This is a genomic window from Micromonospora sp. DSM 45708 (genome assembly GCF_039566955.1).
Lineage (GTDB): Bacteria > Actinomycetota > Actinomycetes > Mycobacteriales > Micromonosporaceae > Micromonospora.
Window position 1 is genome coordinate 1,602,905 of sequence record NZ_CP154796.1, and the last position, 24,540, is coordinate 1,627,444.

General features: G+C 74.4%; 24 protein-coding genes. 16 read left to right on the plus strand and 8 right to left on the minus strand.

What is annotated here, in order from left to right:
* Positions 1 to 53: 53 nt before the first annotated feature.
* Positions 54 to 500 carry a MarR family winged helix-turn-helix transcriptional regulator gene (locus tag VKK44_RS07625; protein WP_343446131.1) on the plus strand — a complete coding sequence of 149 codons (447 nt, stop codon included), beginning with the start codon at positions 54 to 56 and terminating at the stop codon, positions 498 to 500.
* Between the two features lie 19 nt (positions 501 to 519).
* Here VKK44_RS07625 and VKK44_RS07630 read toward each other — a convergent pair whose 3' ends face one another.
* Together VKK44_RS07630 and VKK44_RS07635 are read right to left on the minus strand one after the other, a co-directional pair.
* Positions 520 to 1,350, minus strand: a complete 831-nt coding sequence (locus VKK44_RS07630; RefSeq protein ID WP_343446132.1) for an MBL fold metallo-hydrolase — start codon at positions 1,348 to 1,350, stop codon at positions 520 to 522.
* On the minus strand, positions 1,347 to 1,751 hold the full coding sequence (locus VKK44_RS07635) for a thioesterase family protein (protein ID WP_343446133.1): 405 nt from the start codon (positions 1,749 to 1,751) through the stop codon (positions 1,347 to 1,349). The genes VKK44_RS07630 and VKK44_RS07635 overlap by 4 nt, the downstream gene beginning before the upstream one ends.
* Positions 1,752 to 1,867: 116 nt before the next feature.
* On the opposite strand from VKK44_RS07635, the gene VKK44_RS07640 reads away from it, so the two are divergent.
* Entirely contained in the window at positions 1,868 to 2,926 is a 1,059-nt protein-coding gene (locus VKK44_RS07640) for a phosphatase PAP2 family protein (protein WP_343446134.1), read from the plus strand.
* Between the two features lie 26 nt (positions 2,927 to 2,952).
* On the opposite strand, the gene VKK44_RS07645 is transcribed toward VKK44_RS07640, so the two are convergent.
* The 3 genes from VKK44_RS07645 to VKK44_RS07655 form a co-directional block, all read right to left on the minus strand.
* Positions 2,953 to 4,410 carry a PH domain-containing protein gene (locus VKK44_RS07645; RefSeq protein WP_458351615.1) on the minus strand — a complete coding sequence of 486 codons (1,458 nt, stop codon included), beginning with the start codon at positions 4,408 to 4,410 and terminating at the stop codon, positions 2,953 to 2,955.
* A gap of 175 nt (positions 4,411 to 4,585) precedes the next feature.
* The gene (locus tag VKK44_RS07650; protein ID WP_343446135.1) at positions 4,586 to 5,113 is read right to left on the minus strand and encodes a PH domain-containing protein; all 528 of its coding nucleotides are present in this window, start codon (positions 5,111 to 5,113) and stop codon (positions 4,586 to 4,588) included.
* A 52-nt stretch (positions 5,114 to 5,165) separates the two neighbouring features.
* Complete coding sequence (locus VKK44_RS07655) at positions 5,166 to 5,393, minus strand: hypothetical protein (RefSeq protein ID WP_343446136.1); 228 nt, start codon at positions 5,391 to 5,393, stop codon at positions 5,166 to 5,168.
* Positions 5,394 to 5,635: 242 nt separating this feature from the next.
* Between VKK44_RS07655 and VKK44_RS07660 the strand changes: the two genes are divergently transcribed.
* The 7 genes from VKK44_RS07660 (at position 5,636) to VKK44_RS07690 (ending at position 12,639) form a co-directional block, all read left to right on the plus strand.
* Entirely contained in the window at positions 5,636 to 6,739 is a 1,104-nt protein-coding gene (locus tag VKK44_RS07660) for an AAA family ATPase (protein ID WP_343446137.1), read from the plus strand.
* Positions 6,718 to 7,677: a DUF58 domain-containing protein gene (locus tag VKK44_RS07665; protein WP_343446138.1), complete on the plus strand. Its 960-nt coding sequence runs from the start codon at positions 6,718 to 6,720 to the stop codon at positions 7,675 to 7,677. Before VKK44_RS07660 ends, VKK44_RS07665 begins: the two co-directional genes overlap by 22 nt.
* Positions 7,674 to 8,624 carry a VWA domain-containing protein gene (locus VKK44_RS07670; RefSeq protein ID WP_343446139.1) on the plus strand — a complete coding sequence of 317 codons (951 nt, stop codon included), beginning with the start codon at positions 7,674 to 7,676 and terminating at the stop codon, positions 8,622 to 8,624. The genes VKK44_RS07665 and VKK44_RS07670 overlap by 4 nt, the downstream gene beginning before the upstream one ends.
* A 565-nt stretch (positions 8,625 to 9,189) precedes the next feature.
* The gene (locus VKK44_RS07675; RefSeq protein WP_343446141.1) at positions 9,190 to 9,894 is read left to right on the plus strand and encodes a beta-ketoacyl-ACP reductase; all 705 of its coding nucleotides are present in this window, start codon (positions 9,190 to 9,192) and stop codon (positions 9,892 to 9,894) included.
* A gap of 27 nt (positions 9,895 to 9,921) precedes the next feature.
* Positions 9,922 to 10,689 (plus strand): enoyl-ACP reductase FabI, encoded by a 768-nt coding sequence (fabI, locus tag VKK44_RS07680; RefSeq protein ID WP_343446142.1) that lies wholly within the window; start codon positions 9,922 to 9,924, stop codon positions 10,687 to 10,689.
* A 101-nt stretch (positions 10,690 to 10,790) separates the two neighbouring features.
* Positions 10,791 to 11,822: a ferrochelatase gene (locus tag VKK44_RS07685; RefSeq protein WP_343446143.1), complete on the plus strand. Its 1,032-nt coding sequence runs from the start codon at positions 10,791 to 10,793 to the stop codon at positions 11,820 to 11,822.
* Positions 11,823 to 11,859: 37 nt separating this feature from the next.
* The gene (locus VKK44_RS07690) at positions 11,860 to 12,639 is read left to right on the plus strand and encodes an HAD-IIA family hydrolase (protein WP_343446144.1); all 780 of its coding nucleotides are present in this window, start codon (positions 11,860 to 11,862) and stop codon (positions 12,637 to 12,639) included.
* A 19-nt stretch (positions 12,640 to 12,658) separates the two neighbouring features.
* Here the strand turns inward: VKK44_RS07690 and VKK44_RS07695 are convergent, their stop codons facing one another.
* Positions 12,659 to 13,453 (minus strand): hypothetical protein, encoded by a 795-nt coding sequence (locus VKK44_RS07695; protein WP_343446145.1) that lies wholly within the window; start codon positions 13,451 to 13,453, stop codon positions 12,659 to 12,661.
* A gap of 161 nt (positions 13,454 to 13,614) precedes the next feature.
* Here VKK44_RS07695 and VKK44_RS07700 point away from each other — a divergent pair, with 161 nt between their 5' ends.
* Positions 13,615 to 14,427 carry a DUF3097 domain-containing protein gene (locus VKK44_RS07700; protein WP_343446146.1) on the plus strand — a complete coding sequence of 271 codons (813 nt, stop codon included), beginning with the start codon at positions 13,615 to 13,617 and terminating at the stop codon, positions 14,425 to 14,427.
* A gap of 331 nt (positions 14,428 to 14,758) precedes the next feature.
* On the opposite strand, the gene VKK44_RS07705 is transcribed toward VKK44_RS07700, so the two are convergent.
* Entirely contained in the window at positions 14,759 to 16,069 is a 1,311-nt protein-coding gene (locus VKK44_RS07705; protein WP_343447708.1) for a serine hydrolase domain-containing protein, read from the minus strand.
* An 88-nt stretch (positions 16,070 to 16,157) separates the two neighbouring features.
* On the opposite strand from VKK44_RS07705, the gene VKK44_RS07710 reads away from it, so the two are divergent.
* From VKK44_RS07710 to VKK44_RS07730, 5 genes are all read left to right on the plus strand, one after another.
* Positions 16,158 to 16,631, plus strand: coding sequence for an NfeD family protein (locus VKK44_RS07710; protein ID WP_343446147.1), 474 nt, complete (start codon positions 16,158 to 16,160; stop codon positions 16,629 to 16,631).
* 4 nt (positions 16,632 to 16,635) lie between these two features.
* Positions 16,636 to 17,742 carry an SPFH domain-containing protein gene (locus VKK44_RS07715; RefSeq protein ID WP_343446148.1) on the plus strand — a complete coding sequence of 369 codons (1,107 nt, stop codon included), beginning with the start codon at positions 16,636 to 16,638 and terminating at the stop codon, positions 17,740 to 17,742.
* A gap of 129 nt (positions 17,743 to 17,871) precedes the next feature.
* A complete protein-coding gene (locus VKK44_RS07720) occupies positions 17,872 to 18,666 on the plus strand; it encodes a hypothetical protein (protein ID WP_343446149.1) in 795 nt (264 codons plus the stop codon).
* Between the two features lie 102 nt (positions 18,667 to 18,768).
* Positions 18,769 to 20,973, plus strand: a complete 2,205-nt coding sequence (locus tag VKK44_RS07725) for a transglycosylase domain-containing protein (RefSeq protein WP_343446150.1) — start codon at positions 18,769 to 18,771, stop codon at positions 20,971 to 20,973.
* Positions 20,974 to 21,168: 195 nt separating this feature from the next.
* A complete protein-coding gene (locus tag VKK44_RS07730; RefSeq protein WP_343446151.1) occupies positions 21,169 to 21,729 on the plus strand; it encodes a dihydrofolate reductase family protein in 561 nt (186 codons plus the stop codon).
* Positions 21,730 to 21,772: 43 nt separating this feature from the next.
* On the opposite strand, the gene VKK44_RS07735 is transcribed toward VKK44_RS07730, so the two are convergent.
* On the minus strand, positions 21,773 to 23,611 hold the full coding sequence (locus VKK44_RS07735) for a thiamine pyrophosphate-requiring protein (protein WP_343446152.1): 1,839 nt from the start codon (positions 23,609 to 23,611) through the stop codon (positions 21,773 to 21,775).
* Between the two features lie 19 nt (positions 23,612 to 23,630).
* Between VKK44_RS07735 and VKK44_RS07740 the strand changes: the two genes are divergently transcribed.
* On the plus strand, positions 23,631 to 24,533 hold the full coding sequence (locus tag VKK44_RS07740) for a TrmH family RNA methyltransferase (RefSeq protein WP_458351616.1): 903 nt from the start codon (positions 23,631 to 23,633) through the stop codon (positions 24,531 to 24,533).
* The last annotated feature ends 7 nt before the right edge of the window (positions 24,534 to 24,540 follow it).

Genomic DNA, 24,540 nt, shown 5'->3' on the forward strand with positions numbered 1-24,540 from the left:
GGGTTACCTTATCTCTGTAGTCAGAACTGTTGCGATGTGAAGCAGGTGACTCCGTGGTGAGCGACGAGGAGATCGCGCGGCTCGGCGCGGGACTGGGGGAGCTGCACCGGCTGCTGCGCCGCCGGACCGTCGCCCGCGTCGACCGCGAGCCGCTGCCCGAGGCGCAGGTGGAGGTGCTCCTGCTGGTCCGGGCCACGCCGGGGATCAGCGGCAAGGAGGTGGCCCGGCGGCTCGGCACCGCGCCGAACACCGTCAGCACGCTGGTCCGCGACCTCACCGACGCCGGGCTGCTGGTCCGCGACCGCGACCCCGCCGACCGCCGGGTGGTCCGGCTGCGCCTCACCGAGGCCGCCCGCCGGCGGATCGCCGACCACGAGGTCCACCGCGCCGCGCTGCTCACCGCGGCGCTCGCCGAGCTGGACCCGGCGGCCCGATCGGCCGTCCTGGCCGCCGCCCCGCACCTCGACGCGCTGCTCACCGCGCTGCGCGCCCGCCCCTGACCCGGGCCGGCGGATCAGCTCAGGCCGTGCCGTCGAGCTCGGCGTAGCCCCGCCGGGCCGCGATCAAGCCGGGCCGGGCGCCGAACGGCGACTCCGCCGCCACCCGCTCCGGCGGGGCGCCGCCGGTGTGACCGGCGCGGATCAGCCACGCCTGCCGGGCGAGCTGGGCGTGCTGCTCGCGCACGAAGCCCACGTCGACCGGCTCGCCGTGGCCCGGCACCACCACGGTGGCCGGTGTGGTCAGCCGCAGCAGGTCCGCCACCGCGTCCGGCCACCGCAACGGGTACGACTCCTCGAACGCCGGCGGCCCGCTCTGCTCCACCAGGTCGCCCGCCACCAGCACGTCCGCGTCCGGCACGTGCACCACCAGGTCGGCGTCGGTGTGCCCGTGCCCGGGATGGCGCAGCACCACCCGCCGCCCGCCGACGTCCAGCACCGTCTCCTCGTGGACCTCGTGCGTCGGCACCCGCAGCCCGGTGCGCGCCAGCTCCCCGGCCAGCGCCGGCTGCCCGTCGCGCATCTCCTCGTACGCCGCCCGGCGCAGCTCGTCGGGCTGGTCACGCAGCACCGCCACGGCCTGGGCGTGCGCGTAGACCTCGGTGCCCGGCTCGGCGGCCAGCGTGGCGTTGCCGAAGCAGTGGTCGAAGTGGTGATGGGTGTTGACGATCGTCCACGGGTGCGGCGTCACCGCCCGGGCGGCCGACGCCAGCTCCCGCGCCTGGCCGGCGGTGGAGAGCGTGTCCACCAGCAGCGCCGCGCCGTCGCCGACCACCAGCACCACGTTGACGCGCAGCAGCGGCTCGCGCAGCAGGTGCACGCCGGCGGCGATCTCGGTGAAACGGACGGTCATGACGCGCGACCGGCCCGCTCGACGAAGCGCTGCCGGTCGACGAGCGCCCGCTCCACCCGACCCTGCGCGGCCACCGCGGGCCCGTCCGTGACCGTCACCTCGAAGACCAGCCGGCGACCGTCCACCTTCACCAGCTCGGCGTGCGCGGACACGGTCCGCCCGACCGGGGTGGCCGTCCGGTGCTCCAGCTCGACCCGGACGCCGACCGTGGTGGACCCGGCCGGCAGCCGGGCCGCGACGGCAGCCACGGTCGCCGCCTCGGCGAGCGCCACCACCCGGGGCGTGCCGAGCACCGGCACGTCCCCCGAACCCACCGCCTCGGCGGTGTCCGCGTCGGTCACGGTCAGCTCGACGCGTGCGGTCAGGCCCGGTGCGAAGGGCGACTCCGGCTGCTCCTGCATGCGGCCGAGCCTAGTGCAGCGCGGTCGGGGCCGTACCGCGTCCGGGTGGCCGCCCGGGCCGTTCCCCGGACGGTCGGCGTCGGCCGCTCCGTCGCCCGCCGTTAACCTTGTCGGCGATGGCCGTGCTGACAGATCCCCCGCCCCCCGCCCCCGCCGGACCGACCGCGTCCCCCGACGGCGGGCGCCGTCGCGTGATCGCGATGGCCGTCTGGGGCGTCGCCTTCGTGGCCGCCTGGCTCGCCATCGGCCTGCCGACCGACCCGGCGTACGCGTTCCTGTGGATCTGGGCCGGCACCGTCGCGTGGAACTCGAACCGGCCGTGGCGCAGCCACCTGCGCTTCGCCCGGGACTGGATCCCGGTGGTGCTGCTGCTCGCCGCGTACAACCTGTCCCGCGGGTTCGCCGACAACGGCGCGACCCCGCACGCCATGGAGCTGATCGTCACCGACCGGTTCCTGACCGGATGGGCCACCGGCGGCGAGGTGCCGACCGTCTGGCTCCAGCAGCACCTCTACGACCCGAGCCAGGTGCGCTGGTGGGACGTGCTGGTGAGCTGGATCTACTTCTCGCACTTCGTGGCCACGCTGGCCGCCGCCGCGGTGCTCTGGATGCGCAACCGGCAGCGCTGGATCGGGTACATGGCCCGGTGGGGTTACCTGTGCGCCGCCGGGCTGGTCACCTACTTCGTCTACCCGGCCGCGCCGCCGTGGTGGGCGGCCCAGAACGGGCTGCTCACCGAGGTGGCCCGGATCTCCACCCGGGGCTGGAAGGAGATCGGCATGCACGGCGCGGGCAACCTGCTCAACGCCGGGCAGATCGCCTCCAACCCGGTGGCCGCCATGCCGTCGCTGCACACCGCGTTCGCGCTGTTCGTGGTGCTGTTCTTCCTGCGCTCGGTGCGCAAGCGCTGGTGGCCGCTGCTGCTGGCGTACCCGCTGGCCATGACGTTCACGCTGATGTACAGCGGCGAGCACTACCTGATCGACGTGCTGGTCGGCTGGGCGTACGTGGGGATGACGTTCCTGGTGGTCGGCCTGGCCGAGCGCTGGTGGCGGGCCCGGCGGGCCCGCCGGGACGGGACACCGGCCGCCGTGACCGGCGTCACCGCGCCGGCCGCCGGCCCGGACACCCCGCTCGCCGCCGACCAGGACGCGGTGCCCGCCGAACGCCGCTGACCGGCCGGTGGCCGGGCGGCCCCCGGTCAGCGGATGCGGTCCGCGCGCCGCGCGGCCCGCGCCCGCGCGGTCAGCTCCGCAGCCAGCTCCCACGCGTCGGCCAGGTCCCGGTCGACCGCCGCCGCGCCGGCCCCGCCGGCGGTGTCGGCGTGCACGGTGGCCAGCCGCAGCCGTCGCTGCGCCGGCCCCTGGGTGACCCGCACGCTCTGGATCCGGGCGTACGGCACCAGCGTCACCGAGCGCGTCAGCAACCCGGAACGGGCCACGAAGACCCGCTCGTCGAGGCCGGCGCCGACCACCGCCCGACTCAGCGGGCGCAGCCAGCGGGCCCGGCGGGGCGGCGGCGTGCCGGGCAGCGCGTCCAGCCGCACGCCGGGCAGCACCTCCGCCACCACCCGCCCGCCGGTGCCGGCGTCGCCGACCGGCAGCAGCCGGTCCGGGCGGTTCCGGTCGTCCGGCTCGCCGGACGAGTAGCCGGCCACCTCCAGCCGCAGCCGCAACCAGCCCTTGACCCGCCAGAGCAGCGGCCAGGTCACCCCGACGGTCTGCACCCGGTGCAGCGGCACGGTCTGCACCCGCGTCTCCAGCAGCCCGTTGTGCACCCGGAGCGTGTCGCCGTCGGCGTCCAGCCGGAAGCTCCAGTCGTCGAGCACCCGGCGGACCGGTTGCAGCAGCACACCGGCCATCGCGGTCAGCGTGCTGGCCACCGCGATGAACGACCACGAACCCTCGGACAGGAACTGCCCCACCACGAACGCCAGGCCGAACGGCAGCAGGAACGCCTGAGGCGTGAGCAACTGGCTGACCAGCAGATCCTGATTGCGTACGGCGTGCAGCCGCCGGCCCGCCGGGGCGGGCGCGGGGGGCGCGCCCACCGTCGCCGGCGTGGCCGCCGGGGCGCGGCCGGCCACGGCGAGCAGCCGCTGTCGCAGCGCGGCGGCCTCGGCCACCCCGAGGTACGCCAGCGGCGCCTCGGTCTTGCCGCCGCCGACCACCTCCAGCCGCAGCTCCGCCAGCCCGGTGAGCTGGGCCAACAGCGGCCGGACCACCTCCACCGTCTGCAACCGCTCCAGCGGGATGGCCCGGGTACGCCGCCACAGCAGCCCCTCGTACACCCGCAGCTCCCGCCCGACCACGTGGTAACCGGTGTTCCACCAGCTGACCACGGACAGCACGGTGGCCCCGAGGACGAAGACCGCGACCAGTACGGCGAACCAGCCGAACCCGACCCGGGACAGGGTCGACCAGGAGAGCCCGGCGATCACCACGACCAGCGACTTCGCGCCGTGCAGCGCGGGACTCAACGGGTGCAGCCGCTGCCGTGGCTCCGCCCCGCCCGACGGTCCCCACGGCGCCGGCACCCACGCGCCGGGAGGCGGCGGGCCGTGGACCGGCGGTGGCGGCCACTGCTGCCCGTTCGTCACCGGCGCCGGGCCGGCCGCCGGCCGCTCCTCCCACGGCGGCCGGGCGTCCCGCTCCGTCACGGGACCACCTTCGTTCGCGGCTGCGGGGCTCGCGGGACCGGCTCGCTCCTCGCGCTCGCGGTGCCGTCCTTCGTTCGCGGCTGCGGGGCTCGCGGGACCGGCTCGCTCCTCGCGCTCGCGGTGCCGTCCTTCGCTCGCGGCTGCGGGGCTCGCAGGACCGGCTCGCTCCTCGCGCTCACAGGCCCTCCGCGCGGTCTTCGCCCAGGGCGGTGAGCCGGTCGCGCAGACGCGACGCCTCGGCCGGCCGCAGGCCGGGCACCCGGGCGTCGCTGGCCGCCGCCGCGGTGTGCAGTTGCACGGTGGCCAGGTCGAAGGCGCGCTCCAGCGGACCGGCGCTCACGTCGACGAACTGCATCCGCGAATACGGAACGATGGAGAGCCGCCGCACCAGCAGACCGTGGCGCACCAGCAGGTCGTCGGCGCGCTCGGCGTACCCCCAGGCGCGCACCGCGCGCACGATGGTGACCACCCGCCAGGCGGACAGCAGCAGCGCCACGCCGACGGCGACGCCGAGCAGCCAGTGCCCGGAGAGCGCCCAGGCCGTGCCCAGCACCACCAGCGCCACGGCCAGGCCGATGCCGAGCCGGATCAGCTCCACCCAGATCAGGTCGTGGGAGATCGGCTGCCAGCGGACCGTGTCCGGCCAGGGCTCCAACGGGCCGGGTGGGGACGCCGGCCGATCGGCGAGACCGTCCGCGCTCACCGGGGGGAACCGCCGCGTCCGCCGGCGGTGCGGAATCCGATCGTCTGCTCGCTCACGATCCGAGCGTAGGCGATCCGGGCAGCGGCACCACCTCGCGCAGGAAGCCGCGCGCGTCGAGGAAGTCGCCCAGGGACGCGCGGTGCGCCGGGCAGGCCAGCCAGGTCTTGCGCCGGTCGGGCGCGTGCAGGCGGGGATTACGCCAGCGCAACTGGAACACCGCGGGGGCGCGACATCCCCGCGCCGAGCAGATCGGCGTCTGGTCAGGGTGGGGAGTGGTCACCGGGGGGAGTCTAGGGCCGCGCGCCGGGGAAGTTTAGCGCCGGGCGGCCACGGGGGGAGCCGCCCGGCGACGGGGTGAATCGTACACGCGCCCGACCCCTTGTTGTCCACCCGTGTTCAGCGTTTTCCACCGGACCCCGACGGCGTGGCGAAAATCGTGCCTCTCCCACCTTCGGCTCTCAGCGAGGCATGACAGTCTTGACACGCACCACACCGCGACGACGACCCAGCTGTGGAGGACCGGTGGCCCAGCCGACCACGCCCGACGTGCCGAACCCGACCGAGGCGCCGCCGGACCCGCCGCCCCCGGCCACCACCCCGGCGCAGGACGCCACACTGCTGGAACGCGCGCTGTTCGAGATCAAACGGGTGATCGTCGGTCAGGACCGGATGGTCGAGCGAATGTTCGTCGCGCTGCTGGCCCGGGGGCACTGCCTGCTGGAGGGGGTGCCCGGCGTGGCCAAGACGCTCGCCGTGGAGACGCTCGCCCGGGTCGTCGGCGGGTCCTTCGCCCGCGTCCAGTTCACCCCCGACCTGGTGCCCGCCGACATCATGGGCACCCGGATCTACCGCCAGTCCAGCGAGAAGTTCGACGTCGAGCTGGGCCCGGTCTTCGTCAACTTCCTGCTCGCCGACGAGATCAACCGGGCGCCGGCCAAGGTGCAGTCGGCGCTGCTCGAGGTGATGAGCGAGCGGCAGGTCTCCATCGGTGGCGAGTCGCACCGGGTGCCCGACCCGTTCCTGGTGATGGCCACCCAGAACCCGATCGAGCAGGAGGGCGTCTATCCGCTGCCGGAGGCGCAGCGGGACCGCTTCCTCATGAAGATCGTGGTGGGTTACCCGACCGACGCCGAGGAGCGGGAGATCGTCTACCGGATGGGCGTGGCCCCGCCCGAGCCGACCCGGGTGTTCGACACCCCCGACCTGATCGCGCTCCAGCGCAAGGCCGACCAGGTCTTCGTGCACAACGCGCTCGTCGACTACGCGGTCCGGCTGGTGCTCGCCACCCGCGCCCCGGCCGAGCACGGGATGCCCGACGTGGCCCAGCTCATCCAGTACGGCGCCAGCCCGCGCGCCTCGCTCGGCCTGGTCCGGGCCACCCGCGCGCTGGCGCTGCTGCGCGGCCGGGACTACGCGCTGCCGCAGGACGTGCAGGACATCGCGCCGGACATCCTGCGCCACCGGCTGGTGCTCAGCTACGACGCGCTCGCCGACGACGTGCCCGCCGACCACGTGGTGCACCGGGTGATGTCGACCATCCCGCTGCCCGCGGTCGCACCCCGCCAGCAGGCCACCCCACCGCCGCCGGCCGTGCCGCACAACGGGTGGCCCGGGCAGCGCCCGTGACCCCGCCCACCCGGCTGCCGGCCGCCGGCGAGCGCTCGGGCGCCGCGCTGGCCCGGCTCCAGCTCATGGTCACCCGCAAGCTGGACGGGCTCCTCCAGGGCGACTACGCCGGCCTGCTGCCCGGCCCGGGCAGCGAGGCGGGGGAGTCCCGGGAGTACCGGCCCGGCGACGACGTGCGCCGGATGGACTGGCCGGTGACGGCCCGCACCACCATGCCGCACGTGCGGCGTACGGTGGCCGACCGCGAGCTGGAAACCTGGCTGGCGGTCGACCTGTCCGCCAGCCTGGACTTCGGCACCGGGCGGTGGCTCAAGCGGGACGTGGCGGTCGCCGCGGTGGCCGCGCTGGCCCACCTGACCGTGCGCGGCGGCAACCGGATCGGCGCGGTGGTCGGCACCGGCGCGACCACCGGTGAGCCGGGGACGCTGCTGCGGCTGCCCGCCCGGGGCGGACGCAAGGAGGCGCAGGGGCTGCTGCGCGCCGTCGCCGGCACCGAGATCCGGCCCGGTCGCAGTGACCTCGGCGCGCTGGTGGACGCGCTCAACCGCCCGCCCCGGCGACGCGGCGTGGCGGTGGTGATCTCGGACTTCCTCTCGCCGCCGGCGCAGTGGGGCCGGCCGCTGCGTAAGCTGCGGGTCCGCCACGACGTGCTGGCCGTCGAGGTGGTCGACCCGAGGGAACTCGAACTGCCCGACGTGGGGGTGCTGCCGGTGGTCGATCCGGAGACCGGGGAGCTGCACGAGGTGCAGACCGCCGACCCGGGGCTGCGCCGCCGGTACGCCGAGGCGGCGGCGGCCCAGCGCGGGGCGATCGCCGCCGAGATGCGCGCCGCCGGCGCGGCCCACCTGCGCCTGCGTACCGACCGAGACTGGCTGCTGGACATGGTGCGTTTCGTCGCCGCGCAACGGCACGCCCGTACCCGAGGGACGACCCGATGATCCGTTTTCTGCAACCGTGGTGGCTGCTGGCCGTGCTGCCGGTGCTGGCGCTCGCCGCCGTGTACGTCTGGCGGCAACTGCACCGCCGGCAGTACGCGCTGCGCTTCACCAACGTCGACCTGCTGCGTACCGTCGCGCCCAAGGGGCTCGGCTGGCGGCGGCACGCGGCGGCGACCGCGTTCCTGCTCTGCCTGCTGGTGCTGGCCACCGGGCTGGCCCGGCCGGCGGTGGACACCCGGGAGCCGCTGGAACGGGCGACCGTGATGCTCGCCATCGACGTGTCGCTGTCCATGCAGGCCGACGACGTGGCGCCGAACCGGCTGGAGGCCGCGCAGGAGGCGGCCAAGCAGTTCGTCGGCGAGCTGCCGGAGAGCTACAACCTGGGGCTGGTTTCGTTCGCCAAGTCGGCGAACGTGCTGGTGCCGCCCACCAAGGACCGGGGTGCGGTGACCACCGCCATCGACGGGCTGGTGCTGGCCGAGGCGACCGCCACCGGGGAGGCGGTGTTCACCTGCCTGGAGGCGATCCGGTCGGTGCCGGCCGACGGCGCCGCCGGCATCCCGCCGGCCCGGATCGTGCTGCTCTCGGACGGCTACCGCACGTCGGGCCGCTCGGTGGAGGAGGCAGCCGCCGCGGCGCAGGCGGCGAACGTGCCGGTCTCCACCATCGCGTTCGGCACCGACTCGGGCCAGGTGGACATCGGCGGTCAGCTCCAGCGGGTGCCGGTGGACCGCACCGCACTGTCCCAGCTCGCGGAGACCACCCAGGGCTTCTTCTACGAGGCCGCCTCGGTGAGCGAGCTGAAGCAGGTCTACCAGGACATGGGCAGCTCGATCGGCTACCGCACGGAGCCGCGCGAGATCACCCAGTGGTACGCGGGGATCGCGTTGCTGCTGGCGCTCTGCGCCGGGGCGCTGAGTCTGCTCTGGACGTCCCGCCTGATCTGAGCCGGGCCGGGCCGGCGGTGGTCAGTGACCGCCGCCGGCCAGCACGAACAGGACCGCCACCCAGACGGCGGCGAGGGTGAAACCCAGCGGTGCGGCGTAACGGCTCATGGTTGTGCTCCGTGGCGACTTCGGCCCGGTGAGGCGGGCCGTGAGGGGGACCGGGAAGGATGCACACGAAGTCGTGACCGGGTGCTCCGCCGCGCGGCAGGGCCACCCCCGGCGGTTGCCGGGGAGCGGGTGCGGTGCGGAGGGCGGGAAGCGGGTCAGCCGCGTCGACCGAGCCGTGGCTCAGCGGGGCTGACGGTGGGCCCGGCCACGACTGGGAGGATCGCTATCTCGCACAGCGATCACCTCCTGCGGTCGGCGGAGCCCGGAGCGCGGGCGCAGACCGGCCCGCAGACAGCGATCATCGTACACCGGGGGTGCGTGGACCGCGCGTTCGGTCGAGCGGTGGACGCCCCGATGCGGCAGCATCGCCCGTGACCTGCGCGGGTTAGCGCTTACCTGTCGGTAACCCCTAGGCTCGCCACCGACCGAGAGATCAGACTGAGCTTCAGGGGGACCCGTGGCCCGTACCGTGCTGGTGACCGGCGGAAACCGCGGCATCGGTCTGGCCATCGCGCAGGCCTTCGCCAAGCAGGGCGACCGGGTGGCGGTGACCCACCGCGGCGGCGAGGCCCCCGAGGGCTTCTTCGGGGTGCGGTGCGACGTGACCGACGCCGGGTCGGTGGACGCCGCGTTCGCCGCGGTGGAGGCCGAGCTGGGCCCGGTCGAGGTGCTGGTCGCCAACGCCGGCATCACCGACGACACGCTGATCATGCGGATGTCCGACGAGCAGTTCACCCGCGTCCTCGACACCAACCTGAGCGGTTCGTTCCGGGTCGCCAAGCGGGCCTCGACGAAGATGCTCCGGGCCAAGTGGGGCCGGATGATCTTCATCTCCTCGGTGGTCGGCCTCTACGGCGGCGCCGGCCAGGTCAACTACGCCGCGAGCAAGGCCGGCCTGGTCGGGGTGGCCCGCTCGATCACCCGTGAGCTGGGCGGCCGGAACATCACCGCGAACGTGGTGGCGCCCGGCTTCATCGACACCGACATGACCGCGGCGCTCCCCGAGGAACGCCGCACCGAATACCGCAAGGCCATCCCGGCCGGCCGGTTCGCCCAGCCGGAGGAGGTGGCCGGGGTGGTCACCTGGCTGGCCTCGGACGCGGCCGGTTACATCTCCGGCGCCGTCATCCCGGTCGACGGCGGCCTGGGCATGGGTCACTGACTAACGAGAGCACGGAGGAACTGCGCAATGTCCGGACTCCTGGCCGGTAAGCGGCTGCTGGTCACCGGCGTCATCACCGACGCCTCGATCGCGTTCTCCGTGGCGAAGCTCGCCCAGGAGAACGGCGCCCAGGTCGTGCTCACCGGCTACGGCCGCCTCTCCCTGGTCGAGCGGATCGCCAAGCGGCTGCCCGAGCCGGCGCCGGTGATCGAGCTGGACGTCAGCAACGACGAGCACCTGGCCGGGCTGGCGGACAAGGTGCGCGAGCACGTCGACGGCCTGGACGGGGTGGTGCACTCGATCGGGTTCGCGCCGCAGAGCTGCCTCGGCGGCGGGTTCCTCGACGCGCCGTGGGCCGACGTGGCGACCGCGTTGCAGGTTTCCACGTTCTCCTACAAGTCCCTCGCCATGGCGGCGCTGCCGCTGATGTCCTCCGGCGGCGCCGTGGTGGGCCTCACCTTCGACGCCACCAAGGCCTGGCCGGTCTACGACTGGATGGGCGTGGCCAAGGCCGGGCTGGAGTCCGCCTCCCGCTACCTGGCGTTGCACCTGGGCAAGCAGGGCATCCGCAGCAACCTGGTCGCCGCCGGCCCGCTGCGCACCATGGCCGCCAAGTCGATCCCCGGGTTCACCCAGTTCGAGGACGCCTGGTCCGAGCGCGCGCCGCTGGGCTGGGACCTCGCCGACCAGGAGCCGGCCGCCCGGGCCTGCCTGGCGCTGCTGTCCGACTGGTTCCCGGCCACCACCGGCGAGATCGTGCACGTCGACGGCGGCTACCACGCCCTCGGCGCCTGAGCGCCGCGGTGGGCCCCGGCGGGGCCCACTGCAACCGGCCGTTACCGCGCTGACCAGGGGGCGTCGCGCGGGCGTCACGGCGGGCGGGGAAGAATAGGACCATGGCGTACGACGCGTTGGTGCTGGTCTCCTTCGGTGGCCCGGAGCGGCCCGAGGACGTGCTCCCCTTCCTCCAGAACGTGACCCGGGGCCGGGGCGTGCCGCCGGAGCGGCTGGCCGAGGTCGCCGAGCACTACCTGCACTTCGGCGGCGTGTCCCCGATCAACCAGCAGTGCCGGGACCTGCTGGCGGCGATCCGGGCGGACTTCGCCGCCAACGGCGTCGACCTGCCGGTCTACTGGGGCAACCGCAACTGGGACCCGATGCTCGCCGACACGGTGGCGCAGATGCGCGACGACGGGGTCACCCGCGCGCTGGCGTTCGTCACCAGCGCGTACGGCGGCTACTCCTCCTGCCGGCAGTACCAGGAGGACATCGCGACCGCGCGGGCCGCGGTCGGCCCGGACGCGCCGCTGATCGAGAAGCTGCGTCAGTTCTGGGACCACCCCGGCTTCGTCGAGCCGCACGCCGACGCGGTCCGCGCCGCGCTGGCCCAGCTCGACCCGGCCCGGCGGGACAGCACCCGGCTGGTGTTCACCGCGCACTCGATCCCGGCCTCGGCCGCCGCCACCGCCGGCCCGCACGGCGGCCGGTACACCGCCCAGTTGGAGGAGACCGCCCGGCTGGTGCACGCCGCCGCCGCGCCCGACCTGCCGTACGACCTGGTCTGGCAGAGCCGGTCCGGCCCGCCGCAGGTGCCGTGGCTGGAGCCGGACGTCAACGACCACCTGACCAGCCTGGCCGAGCAGGGCGTGACAGGTGTGGTGGTGAGCCCGATCGGTTTCGTCTCGGACCACCTGGAGGTGGTCTGGGACCTGGACACCGAGGCGCTGGAGACGGCCAAGCAGCTCGGGCTGGACTTCGTCCGGGCCGGCACCCCGGGCACCGACCCGCGGTTCGTGGCGATGGTCCGCGAGCTGGTCCTGGAGCGCACCGCCCCGGACGGGGAGCGGTCGCGCCGCCGGCTGGGCGAGTTGCCGGCCTGGGACACCTGCCCGGCGCTGTGCTGCGTGCCCGCGGCCCGCCGGCCCTGAGCCCGACCGACCATCGACACCCCCTGGGACGGACACGATGCATGACCGCAAGCCGGTGCAGAGCTGGCTCACCGACATGGACGGCGTGCTGGTGCACGAGGGGCAGCCGGTGCCCGGCGCTCCGGAGTTCGTCAAGAAGCTGCGCGTCTCCGGCAAGCCGTTCCTGGTGCTGACGAACAACTCCATCTACACCCCGCGCGATCTCCAGGCCCGGCTGGCCCGGATGGGGCTGGACGTGCCGGAGGAGGCGATCTGGTCGTCCGCGCTGGCGACCGCCCAGTTCCTGGCCGACCAGCGGCCGGGCGGGACCGCGTACGTGATCGGTGAGGCCGGCCTGACCACGGCGCTGCACGCGGTGGGGTACGTGCTCAGCGACTTCGCGCCGGACTACGTGGTGCTGGGGGAGACCCGCACCTACAGCTTCGAGGCGATAACCAAGGCGATCCGGCTGATCGACGACGGCGCGCGGTTCATCTGCACCAACCCGGACGCCACCGGCCCGTCGGTCGAGGGCGCGCTGCCGGCGGCCGGCTCGGTGGCCGCGATGATCTCCAAGGCGACCGGGGTGGACCCCTACTTCGTCGGCAAGCCCAATCCGATGATGATGCGGTCGGCATTGAACACCATCGACGCGCACTCGGAGTCCACCGCGATGATCGGCGACCGGATGGACACCGACATCCTGTGCGGGCTGGAGGCCGGGCTGGAGACGATCCTGGTGCTCACCGGCATCAGCACCCGGGCCGAGGCCGAGCGGTACCCGTACCGGCCGTCCCGGATCGTCGACTCGGTGGCCGACCTGATCGACGAGGTCTGAGTCGGGGCCCCGTGCCGCGTCAGAGTCGCAGCGGGGCGTTGCAGGCGGCCACCAGTGCCTGCCGGCAGGCGGTGGTCAGCGGTCGGAGCGCCGCGTCCCGCTGCTGCGCCTCGTAGGTGTTGACCGCCCCGCCCGGGGCGCTCTCGCCGGCCAGGGCGAGCACCCGGTCCAGCACGGCGGCGCGGGCGAACAGGCGGCGGGACCGCGGATCGAAGCCGGGTGGCAGGTCGGTGGTGCCGTCGGGGCGGCGCAGTGCCGCGAGCGCGCCGGCCAGCTCGGGCCGCCACTGGGCGACGTCCAGTCGGGTCAGTGCCGCGGTCGTCTCGGCCAGCGCGGTGGCCAGTTCGGCCTCGGCCTCCGCCGCGCCCGGCGCGGTCAGCGACGCCTTCGGCGCGTCCGCCGGCAGCGCGTGGACCCGCCAGAGCACCGTCTCCCAGGTCATCCCGGAGCCGGAGGTGTGCGTGCGCACCTCGGGCACCAGCCCGAGCCCGCTGGCCACCACCGCCTCGCCGGCGAGCAGCGCCGCCCCGGCGAACGCGCCGGGGCCGGGCAGCCCGCGCGGGTCGCCCGGAGCGGGCAGGACCAGGCGGATCTCGTCCGGGGAGTGCTTGGCCAGGCTCGGCAGCGCCTCCCGCAGGGACACGTCGGTCCAGGTGCCGGGCGCGTCCGCGACGAGGTGCTCCTCGTCGCCGGCGATGGCGTCGGCGACCTCGTCGAACGGCACCAGGCCGGCGCGCCAGGCGCGTACCCATGCGACGAACCGGCTCGACCGGCGCGCAGCCAGCGTGGCCGCGCCCGTTGCGGGGGAGGACATGCGGAAAGGGTACGTGCTAGCCGCCGCCGCTGTCTCGGCTGCCGCTCCGGTGGTGTGGCCTGCCCCCAACTACCCCGTTCGCACCGTTTCGTGCCGTCGGGCGGTGCCCGGACCGGCGCGTCGGCGGGCGGCCCGCCGGCCCGGTGGCTAGCGTGATCAGCATGGCGGGGCGATACGACGGGGATGTGCTGGCGGGCGACTGGCGGAGGCGGAAGGTGACCCCCGAGGTCGACGCCGAGCCCGACCTGGTGGTCGAGGACGCCGACTCCGGGTTCTGCGGCGCGGTGGTCGGCTTCGACTCCGGCGCCGTGGTGCTGGAGGACCGGCACGGTCGGCGGCGCAACTTCCCGCTGTTGCCCGCCGCGTTCCTGCTCGACGGCCGGCCGGTCACGCTGCGCCGCCCGGCCCGCGCCCCGGTCCCGGCCGCCCGGCGTCGGACCGCCTCCGGCTCGGTCGCCGTGGACGGGGTACGGGCGCAGGTCGCCAAGGCCAGCCGGATCTGGGTGGAGGGCGTGCACGACGCCGCGCTCGTCGAGCGGATCTGGGGCGACGACCTGCGGATCGAGGGCGTGGTGGTGGAGCCGCTCGACGGCATCGACGCGCTCGCCGACGAGGTGCGCGCGTTCGCGCCCGGCCCGGGCCGGCGGCTCGGTGTGCTGGTCGACCACCTCGTCCCGGGCTCCAAGGAGAGCCGGATCGTGGCCCGGGTGACCTCGCCCCACGTGCTGGTCACCGGTCACCCCTACGTGGACGTGTGGCAGGCGGTGCGACCGGCGGCGCTGGGCATCGCGGCGTGGCCGGTGGTGCCGCCCGGGCAGCCCTGGAAGGAGGGCGTCTGCGCCGCGCTCGGCGTGGCCGAGCCGGCCGACATGTGGCGGCACATCCTGTCCCGGGTGGACAGTTTCGCGGACGTGGAGACGCCGCTGATCAACGCGATGGAGCGGTTGATCGATTTCGTCACCTCGCCTGGGTAGTGGTTGCGCCCGGGGCCGGGGGCGACCGCGCCCGGCTCCGGGCGGTCAGGCTTGATCCCTGCGCCGGTCACGGTCGCCCCCGGCCCCGTCGTGCGCCGGGTTCGCGGCTCGGTCCCGCGGTCGGTGGGGTGGGGTATGCCGGGGCGCTACGAACTTGAGGGCGTGGACGAGTCAGGGGTGAGTCGTCCACGCCCTCAAGTTGGTAGGCGCCCCAGGCGTGGGTCGGCGGCCATGCGGCGGCCCGGTCGTTCTCCGGGGAGGTGGGCGGCGCTTGCCTCACGCCACACGGCTGCGGCCGGAGGCCGCGGGGGCGGTGGTCGGAGGGCGGGAGTCAGGGGGTCTGGTCGGGGGAGCGGGTGAGGACGAACGTGGCGATGTCCAGCGCGACCACCCCGCCGGCGGAGTCGCGGACGACGGTGAGGATCTCGCCGTCCTGCGGGCCGGACCGGCCCCGCCAGCGGTCCGGCCCCTCCGGCGTGAAGCGGAGCGACGAGCCGCCCACCGGCCCGCCCACCAGGTCACCGGCCGGGTCGACGCGGAACTCGTATTCCAGGCCCATCCACCACCAGCGGCCGGTCAGCTCGGCCGCTTCGGCGGCGGGGGGAGCGGCCGGGCGCCACGGGGCCGGCGCGGGCGGCTCGGCGTCGAGCACCCGGGTCAGCACGTCGCGGGCCATCCCCACGACGTGGTGCCCGCGCAGCCCGTACGCGTTGGCGAAGTCCACCACCGCGGTCCGGGTGGGGCGGTGCACCACCAGGCCGGCGACGAAGCCGGGCATCGAGCCGCCGTGGCCCACGTACACCCGGTCGCCGACCCGGTAGAGCTCCACGCCGAGGCCGTGGCCGCCGGTCCACGAGTCCAGGTCGCTGATCGCCACCGGGACGCACATCTCGGTCAGCGTCGCCGGGTCGAGCACCGCCGGGTCCGGGTCGGCGAGGAACGCCGCCCAGCGGGCCAGGTCCGCGACGGTCGACCAGAGCTGCCCGGCCGGCGCCATCGCCCCGGTGTCGGTGAGCGGCTCCTCCCGCAGCGTCTGGTGCCAGGGGTGCACGACGTAGCCCCGGGCGTACGGCCCGGTCGGGAGCACGGTGGTGCGGCGCATCCCGAGCGGCTCCAGCAGCCGTTCGGTCAGCAACGCGGGCCACGGGGTGCCGGTGATCCGCTCCAGCGCGCCGCCGAGCAGCCCGTACGCCAGATTGGAGTAGTGGTAGACCCGGTGCGGCGGGTAGGCGATCTTGTCCGGCGTCAGCCCGGCGAGCAGCGTGTCCAGGTCGGTGCCCTCGGCGCGTTCCCACCAGCCGCCGTCCGGCTCCCGTTGCAGCCCGCTGGCGTGCCCGAGCAACTGGCGCACGGTGAGCGTGCCGACCGGGGTGCCGGGCAGGTGCTCGTCGAGCGGGTCGTCCAGGGCCAGCCGCCCGGCGTCGCGCTGCTGCATCACCAGCGCCGCGGTCATGGTCTTGGTGATCGAGCCGATCCGGTACTGCATGTCGACGTGGGGGCGGGGATGCTCGCCGGCGACCGCCACGTGTGCCAGTTCGCCGTCGCGGACCACGCCCAGGGCGACCGACGGCCCGCGTCCGTCCGCCTGGGCGCGGGCGACCAGCAGGTCCACCTGGCGTGCGGTCTCGGGCAGCAGAGCCATCTCGTCCTCCTCGTCGCCGTACGGCCGGCCCAGCCTAGCGATCATGACAGTTCGATGACACGTGCCTTGACGTGTCACGATTGACCACGTGGACGCCGTGTTCTGGATCGTTCTGGGTGTGGTATTGGCGGTCGCCGAGATCTTCACGACGACGCTCTTCCTGATCATGTTCGGGGTCGGGGCGTTCGCCGCGGCCGGCGCCGCCGCGCTCGGCGCGCCGGTGGCGCTCCAGGCGGTGATCTTCGCGGTGGTCTCGGCGCTGTCCCTGGCGCTGGCCCGGCCGGTGATCCGCCGGAACGCCCGGTCGGCGCTGGAGACCGGTGAGCAACCGTTCGGCGTCGAGGCCATCGAGGGGGCCAGTGCGGTGGTCCTGGAGGCGGTGGACGCCGACCGGGGCATGGTCAAGATCGATGGTGAGCTGTGGACGGCCCGTTCGTTCGACGCGACGCGGGCGTACGCCGTCGGCGAGCGGGTGCAGGTGATAAAGGTCCGGGGCGCGACCGCCCTGGTCTGGCAGGACGACATTTCCGCCCCGGGCGGGCTGCCCGAAGCGAGAGGGTGAAGATATGGAGTTTGCAGCGGTCCTGTTGATCGCCGTGGCGGTGATCGTCGTGGTGACCCTGGCGAAGGCGGTGCGGATCGTGCCGCAGCAGCGCCAGGACGTGGTGGAGCGGCTCGGTCGGTACAAGCGCACCCTGAGCCCGGGCCTCAACCTGCTGGTGCCGTTCGTCGACGCGGTGCGCACCAAGGTCGACATGCGCGAGCAGGTGGTCAGCTTCCCGCCGCAGCCGGTGATCACCTCGGACAACCTGGTCGTCTCGATCGACACGGTGCTCTACTTCAAGGTGGTCGACTCGGTCCGGGCCACCTACGAGATCTCCAACTTCCTCCAGGCGATCGAGCAGCTCACCGTCACCACGCTGCGTAACGTGATCGGCTCGCTGGACCTGGAGCGCGCGCTCACCAGCCGCGAGGAGATCAACAGGCACCTGTCCGGCGTGCTGGACGAGACCACCGGCCGCTGGGGCATCAAGGTGACCCGGGTGGAGATCAAGGCGATCGAGCCGCCGCCGAGCATCCGCGACTCGATGGAGAAGCAGATGCGCGCCGAGCGGGACCGCCGCGCCGCCATCCTCAACGCCGAGGGGCACAAGCAGTCCCAGATCCTCACCGCCGAGGGTGAGAAGCAGGCCGCGGTGCTGCGCGCCGACGGTGACCGGCAGGCCCGGATCCTCCAGGCGGAGGGCCAGGCCAAGGCGATCCGCACCGTCTTCGACGCGATCCACACCGCCAACCCGAGCCAGAAGGTGCTGGCCTACCAGTACCTCCAGGCGCTGCCGCAGATCGCCAACGGCACGGCCAACAAGGTGTGGATCGTCCCGACCGAGCTGACCCGGGCGCTGGAGGGCATGGGCGGCGCGTTGGGCGGGCTGGCGAACATGGTCGGCGACCAGCCGTCGCCGGAGGCCGCCAGGACCGCCAGCGAGGTCGAGCGGGAGGCCGCCGAGGCGGCCCAGGCCGCGGCCGTCGCCGCCCGGGAGATCCACGACGAGGTACGCGTGGCGGAGGCGCAGGCCACCGGCGGCACCACGGCGAAGGGCCTGCCGGCCCCGGAGCCGGTGGCCCCGGAATCCCTGCTCAACGACCCGGCGGACCAGCGCGAACGGGGCTGACCGGCAAATCCGAGAATCGCTCATCCGGCGCCCCGGCGCCTGCCACCATCGGTCTGAAGGACGGGTGGTGACCAGGGCCGGGGCGCCGTTGCGCGTCCCGGGCCACCCGTGGCGCGAACGAGGTGACGCATGACGGAACCGGCGAACCGGCTCTTCTCCCGTACCCCGGTCCCCGGCGCGCACGACCCCGGCGGACCGCTCGGCTCCCGGCGTACCGGAGGAGGTTTCGGGGTCCTGCCGTTCGTCTCCGAACCGGGGCCGGGGGCCCCGGCCACGGACGCGAGCTGGGCCTGGTCCGTCCGGCGGTTCGCCCGCGCGGCGGTCTGGCTGCTCCCGGCGTACGCGGTTCTCTACGGCGTGGTGGCGATGGCCAGCGACGGCGGGGTGGGCAACGACCCCTACCCGGCCGACGGCCGGCCGCTCTACCTGGTCGGCTGGGTGGCGTCGGTCTGGCTGGGGCTGCTGGCCCTGCTCGCGCTCACCGGGCTGCTCGCCGCCACCCGCTGCCGCCGGGTCGCGCTGGCCGGGCTGTTGGCCAGCATCGGCGGCATGGTGCTGATGCTCCCGTTCGCCGGGCTGGCCGAGCAGACGCCGGTGTTCGGCCTGACCGCGCGCGGCATCGTGCTGTTCGGGGCCACCTGCTACAGCGTGGGCTGGTTCCTCACCGGCTGGTCGGTGGCCCGGTCCGGGATGTTCTCCTACGGCGACGGGATCATGCTGATGATCGCCGCGCCGCTGCTCGGCCTCGGCGGCGCGCTGATCGGCTCGTTGCAGACGTTCGGCGCGATCTTCGTGCTGGTCGCCGGCATCGGTATCGGCTACCGCAGCGGCCGTCTGGTGCCGGAGACCATCGCCCGCGACGCCGCCACCGCCAGCGTCGCCGCCCCACCGGCGTCACCGGACGGCCCGCTTGCCGCCGGATGACCGGTTCCCGGGCGCCGCCGAAGCTGGAAAGTCGCCGTGAGGTAACTGACAGTTGCCTGACGAGGTGGCCGGTTGGCGGCTTTCGTGGCCATCCTTGGCTCCATGCCGTCTCCCCGGTCGCCGCTGTCGCGGCTGCTCACCGTGCTGCTCGCCGGCCTGCTCGCCGGGCTGGTCCTGGCGCTCGCCGCGCTCCCGACCGGACTGCTCGGCGGGTTCGTCGCCAAGGCGAGCCTCGGGGCGTACGCGGAGCTGCCCGACGCGCTGCGCACCCCCGCCCAGCCGCAGCGCTCCTACCTCTACGCCAACGACGGCAAGACGCTGATCACCACGTTCTACGACGTGAACCGCACCGACGTGCCACTGGCCGAGATCGCGCCGGTGATGCGCCAGGCGATCATCTCGGCCGAGGACCGGCGGTTCTACTCGCACGGCGGCGCCGACCTGCGCGGGATCGCCCGCGCGCTGGTGGCCAACGTGAAGGGCGGCGGCACCGAGCAGGGCGGCTCCACGCTGACCATGCAGTACGTCCGCAACGTGCTCAAGACCGACCCGACCCGCACCGCGCAGGAGCGGCAGGCCGCCACCGAGCAGACCGTCGGGCGCAAGCTCCAGGAGATCCGGTACGCGAACGCGCTGGAGCAGTCGCTGTCCAAGGACGAGATCCTCAACCGCTACCTCAACATCGCGTACTTCGGCTCCGGCGCGTACGGCGTCGCCGCCGCGAGCGAGCGCTACTTCGGCAAGGCGCCGGCCGACCTGACGCTCGGCGAGGCGGCGCTGCTCGCCGGCCTGGTCCAGTCGCCGGACGAGTACAGCCCGATCGACGGCGACAAGGACGCGGCGCTGGCCCGCCGGGCGTACGTGCTCGACTCGATGGCCGAGACCGGCGCGATCACCACCGCGCAGGCGGCGACGGCCAAGGCCGAGCGGCTCACGCTGCGTCCGACCGCCCAGCCCAACGGCTGCACCGCGACCGCGCGGGGCCACGACGACTGGGGCTTCTTCTGCGACTACCTGCGCCAGTGGTGGCTCACCCAGCCGGCGTTCGGCGACACCGCCGACGAGCGCGAGCAGGCGCTGCGCCGCGGCGGCTACCGGGTCGTCACCACGCTCGACCCGAAGATCCAGCAGACCGCGCAGGCGCAGGCCACCAAGGTCTACGGGTACGACGACAGGCGCGCGTTGCCGATCGCCGCGGTCGAGCCCGGCACCGGCCGGGTGCTCGCCATGGCGGTCAACCGGCACTACAGCCTCGCCGACAACCCGGGCGGGCAGGCCAACCACCCGAACACGGTCAACCCGCTGATCTCCGGCGGCGCGAGCGTGGACGGCTACCAGGCCGGCTCGACGTTCAAGCTGTTCACCATGCTGGCCGCGTTGGAGGCCGGCAAGCCGCTCGCCACCGGCTTCGACGCGCCGGCCAAGCTGCCCACCCGGTACGCCTCCGACGCCGAGGGCAACTGCGCCGGCAAATGGTGCCCGGCCAACGCCAACCCGGAGTGGATGGACGGCTACCGGATGATGTGGGACGGATTCGGTCGCTCCGTCAACACGTACTTCGTCTGGCTGGCCGAGCAGGTCGGCGAGGACAAGGTGGTGGAGATGGCGCAGCGCCTGGGCATCACGTTCCGGGCCGACTCCGACGCCGCGTTCGCCCGCGACGACGCCGCCAACTGGGGCGCGTTCACGCTCGGCGTGGCCGCCACCACCCCGCTCGACCTGGCCAACGCGTACGCGACGGTGGCCGCCGAGGGCACGTACTGCACGCCGCTGCCGGTGGTCTCGGTGACCGCGCCGGACGGCGGGACGGTCGACGTGGGGCAGCCGGACTGCAAGCGGGTGCTCGAACCGGACGTGGCGCGGGCGGCCACCGACGCGGCCCGCTGCCCGGTGGGTCAGCAGTCGGCGTACGGGCAGTGCAACGGCGGCACCGCCACCGGCGTCGACGGGATCGTCGGGCGGCCGGTGGCCGGCAAGACGGGCAGCTCGGAGCGGAACGCCACCGAGACGTTCGTCGGGTTCACCCCGCAGGTGGCCGTGGCCGGCATCGCGGCCAACCCGGACGACGCGACCGACCTGGTCGGCTCCGCCGTGCAGTCGAAGGTCATCGACGCGGTGGCCCGGACCATCAGGGCGGCGGTCGCCGGCAAGCCGGTGCGGGACTTCACCGCGCCGAGCCGCGAGCTGGCCGGCGACCCGCAGCGCCCGCAGCCGCGCCCGCAGCCCCAGCAGCCCACCCAACCCCGCCCCGACACCCGGGCCGACCTCCCCGCAGACATCCTCCGCTGGCTCCAGAACCGCAACTAGCCACCCCCACGCCCACCCCACCCCCACCCGCTGTTTCACGGAAAGCGGGGTCATCCGCGCCCCGATTGCCACGCTTTCCGTGAAACAGCGCGCACGGGTGTGCAGCGCGCACGGGGGTGTCGGATTCGGGTGGGCGGCTCCGACCCGATGGGGAGGGGGCGGCTTGGGTGTCCCCGTGACGTGGAGGAGCGCACCATGGGCAAGGTCATCTACTGGGTGCACCAGTCGGTCGACGGCTTCGTCGAGGGACCGAACGGCGAGTTCGACTGGCCGGCGATGGGGGACGAGCTGTCCGCGTACTCCCTGGAGCTGGCCGGGCGGGCCGGCGCGTTCGGGTACGGACGGCGGGTGTGGGAGCTGATGGCCGGCTACTGGCCGCAGGTCGAGTCGATCTCCGACCATCCGCACGACCTGGCGTTCGCGCCGATCTGGCGGCGTACCCCGAAGGTGGTCGTGTCCCGCACGCTCGCCGCGGCCGACCACGGCGCCCGGGTGATCGGCGGCGGCGACCTGGCGGCGGAGCTGGCCGGGGTGCGGGCCGGGCTCGACGGTGACCTGCTGGTCACCGGCGGCACCGGCGCGGCGGCGGCGCTGGCCGCGCTCGGGCTGGTCGACGAGTACCAGGTGATCGTGCACCCGGTGCTGCTCGGTGGCGGGAAGCGGTTGCTGCCCGGCCTCGACCGGCAGGACCTGCGGCTCGTCTCCACGCGCGGCTTCGACGGCCGGTCGGTGCTGCTGCGCTACGAACGGGCGTGACCGGCCGGCGGCGAGCACCCCGACCGGGCGGCGGCGTGCGCGGTCAGCGGCCCCGGCGGCGCGGCCGGTAGGTGGCCACCGTGGCGGGCAGGCCGCGCCGGAGGATGCCCGCCCGGTCGCTGTCGCCGCGCAGCAGCGCGGCGGCCGTCTTGCGGGCCTGCTCGGCGGTGAAGTGCGGCGGCAGCATCAGCTCCGCCGGGTCGACCACCGCGTTGACCACCACCGGCCGGTCCGCGCCGAGCACCCGCGGCCACAGGTCGGGCACCTGCCCGGGCGCGTCGACCAGCTCGCCGCCGAGCCCCAGCACCTCCGCCCACCTGTGGTACGCCACGTCCGGCAGGTCCTGGCTGTCCGGGAACCTCGGCGTGCCCTCGCCGGAGCGCTGCTCCCAGCTCACGAACGACAGGTCCCGGTTGTTGAGCACCAGCACCACGAACCGGGGGTCCGCCCACTCCCGCCAGTACCTCGCCACCGTGATCAGCTCGTTGACGCCGTTCATCTGCATCGCCCCGTCGCCGAGCAGCGCGATCACCGGGCGGTCCGGGTGGGCGAACTTCGCCGCCAACGCGTACGGCAGGCCGCCGCCCATGGACAGCAGCGTGCCGGAGAGGCTGGCCAGCATCCCGGGCCGGACCCGCAGGTGCCGGGCGTACCAGGCGGTGGCGGTGCCGCAGTCCACGGCGAGCATGGCGTCGTCGGGCAACGCGTCGTCGAGCGCGACGAACAGCGACTGCGGGTTCACCGGGTCGGCGGGCTGCGCGGCCACCTCCCGCTGGGCCGCCCGCCACTTGCCGGTGGCGTCGGCGATGGTGGCCCGCCAGGCGGTCGGCGCCGGGCCGGGGCCCAGCTCGTCCAGGAGGGCCCGCAGCGTCGGGCCGGCGTCGCCGGTCAGGTTCACCTCGGTCGGGTAGCGCAACCCCATCCGGGTGCCGTCGAGGTCGATCTGCACCGCCCGGGCCTGGCCCTCCGGCGGGTAGAACTCCGAGTACGGCATCTGGCTGCCGACGATCAGCAGCCGGTCGCACTCCTGCATGAGCTGCCAGCTCGGGCGCGTGCCGAGCAGGCCGATCGCGCCGGTGACCCAGGGCTGCCGGTGGTCCACGGCGGCGAAGCCGAGCAGCGCGGCGGTCACCCCGGCGCCGAGCCGGTCGGCGATCCGGCGTACCTCGTTCTCCGCGCCGAGGGCGCCCTGCCCGACCAGCATCGCCACCCGCTCGCCGCCGCGCAGCACCTCGGCCGCGCGACGCACGTCGGCCTCCGGTGGCACGGTCGGTGGGCTGCTCGGCACCGCGCTGGTGTGGTAGTAGCCGTGCGCGTGCGGCGGGTGCGGCACCGCCGGCTCATCCTGCACGTCCGAGGGGAGGACCAGGGCGGTCACGGTACGCCGGGCCAGCGCCGTGCGGCAGGCCCGGTCCACCAGGTGCCGGACCTGGGACGGGTCGTCGAGCTGGGCCAGGAAGCCGCCGGCCACGTCCTTGTAGAGGGAGAGCAGGTCCACCTCCTGGTAGTAGCCGCCGCCCTCGGCGGGCAGCGCGGTGTGCCCGAGCAGCGCCACCACCGGCTGGTGGTCGAGCTTGGCGTCGTAGAGGCCGTTGAGCGCGTGGATCGCGCCCGGACCGCTGGTCACCACCACGCACCCGAGCGGGCCGCCGCCGTACTTGACGTGCGCGCCGGCGGCGAAGCCGGCGGTCTCCTCGTGGCGTACCTGGATGAACCGCGCGCGCCCCTCGGCGCGTTGCAGCGCCGACGTCAGGCCGTTGATCCCGTCCCCGGGATAGCCGTAGTACCGGTGCACGCCCCACTCGGCGAGCCGGGCCACGATCTGGTCGGCCACGGTGGCGCCGCGGGGCAGCCGGCCGTCGTCGTGGTGGTCCGCGCCCATCGTGGTGGTCCCTCCGTCGGTGTCCGCTTCCCCGGCTCCGTTCCCCGCCTCGGGCGGCGGAAACCCGGCCCGCGCCGGGACGGGCCGGGACACCAGGCAGAATCGTGCGGTGCCCGTCCACGAGATCACCGACCCCGACGACGACCGGATCGCCGACTACCGCGCGTTGACCGACGTGGAGCTGCGGACCCGCTGGGAGCCCCCGCACGGGTTGTTCATCGCCGAGGGGGAGCTGGTGCTGCGCCGGGCGCTGCGGGCCGGCTACCCGGCCCGGTCGTACCTGGTCGAGTTGAAGCGGGCGGACCAGCTCGCCGACCTCGACACCGGCGACGTCCCGGTGTACGCCGCCACCGCCGAGGTGCTCCAGCGGACCACCGGCTTCCACGTGCACCGGGGGGTGCTCGCGTCGTTCCACCGCCGGCCGTTGCCGTCGGCCGCCGAGGTGCTGCTGGCCGCCGCCCGGCGGGTGGTGGTGCTGGAGGACGTCAACAACCACACCAACCTGGGCGCGATCTTCCGGGCCGTGGCGGCGCTCGGGGTGGACGCCGTGCTGCTGTCGCCGACCTGCGCCGACCCGCTCTACCGGCGCAGCGTCCGGGTCAGCATGGGCGAGGTGTTCGCGGTGCCGTACGCGAAGCTGGAGCGCTGGCCGGCGGGCCTGGACGAGGTGCGGGCGGCGGGTTTCAGCGTGCTGGCCCTGACCCCGGCGCCGGACGCGGTGGCGATCCAGCGGCTCACCGACGGCCAGCGGGTCCGTGCGGCGCTGCTGCTGGGCGCGGAGGGTGCCGGGCTGACGGCGGCGGCGATGGCCGCCAGCGACGTGCGCGTGGTGATCCCGATGCGCCGGGGGGTGGATTCGCTGAACGTCGCCGCCGCCACGGCGGTGGCCTGCTGGGAACTCGGTCGCGACGACCCGATGTAACGCTCGC

Coding starts and splice junctions, on each gene's coding strand:
- VKK44_RS07720 (WP_343446149.1), top strand. CDS start 17,872: ATGACGGAACCGGCGAACCGGCTCTTCTCCCGTACCCCGGTCCCCGGC.
- VKK44_RS07715 (WP_343446148.1), top strand. CDS start 16,636: ATGGAGTTTGCAGCGGTCCTGTTGATCGCCGTGGCGGTGATCGTCGTG.
- VKK44_RS07700 (WP_343446146.1), top strand. CDS start 13,615: ATGGCGGGGCGATACGACGGGGATGTGCTGGCGGGCGACTGGCGGAGG.
- VKK44_RS07685 (WP_343446143.1), top strand. CDS start 10,791: ATGGCGTACGACGCGTTGGTGCTGGTCTCCTTCGGTGGCCCGGAGCGG.
- VKK44_RS07640 (WP_343446134.1), top strand. CDS start 1,868: ATGGCCGTGCTGACAGATCCCCCGCCCCCCGCCCCCGCCGGACCGACC.
- VKK44_RS07690 (WP_343446144.1), top strand. CDS start 11,860: ATGCATGACCGCAAGCCGGTGCAGAGCTGGCTCACCGACATGGACGGC.
- VKK44_RS07695 (WP_343446145.1), bottom strand. CDS start 13,453: ATGTCCTCCCCCGCAACGGGCGCGGCCACGCTGGCTGCGCGCCGGTCG.
- VKK44_RS07705 (WP_343447708.1), bottom strand. CDS start 16,069: ATGGCTCTGCTGCCCGAGACCGCACGCCAGGTGGACCTGCTGGTCGCC.
- fabI (WP_343446142.1), top strand. CDS start 9,922: ATGTCCGGACTCCTGGCCGGTAAGCGGCTGCTGGTCACCGGCGTCATC.
- VKK44_RS07630 (WP_343446132.1), bottom strand. CDS start 1,350: ATGACCGTCCGTTTCACCGAGATCGCCGCCGGCGTGCACCTGCTGCGC.
- VKK44_RS07670 (WP_343446139.1), top strand. CDS start 7,674: ATGATCCGTTTTCTGCAACCGTGGTGGCTGCTGGCCGTGCTGCCGGTG.
- VKK44_RS07635 (WP_343446133.1), bottom strand. CDS start 1,751: ATGCAGGAGCAGCCGGAGTCGCCCTTCGCACCGGGCCTGACCGCACGC.
- VKK44_RS07725 (WP_343446150.1), top strand. CDS start 18,769: ATGCCGTCTCCCCGGTCGCCGCTGTCGCGGCTGCTCACCGTGCTGCTC.
- VKK44_RS07735 (WP_343446152.1), bottom strand. CDS start 23,611: ATGGGCGCGGACCACCACGACGACGGCCGGCTGCCCCGCGGCGCCACC.
- VKK44_RS07730 (WP_343446151.1), top strand. CDS start 21,169: ATGGGCAAGGTCATCTACTGGGTGCACCAGTCGGTCGACGGCTTCGTC.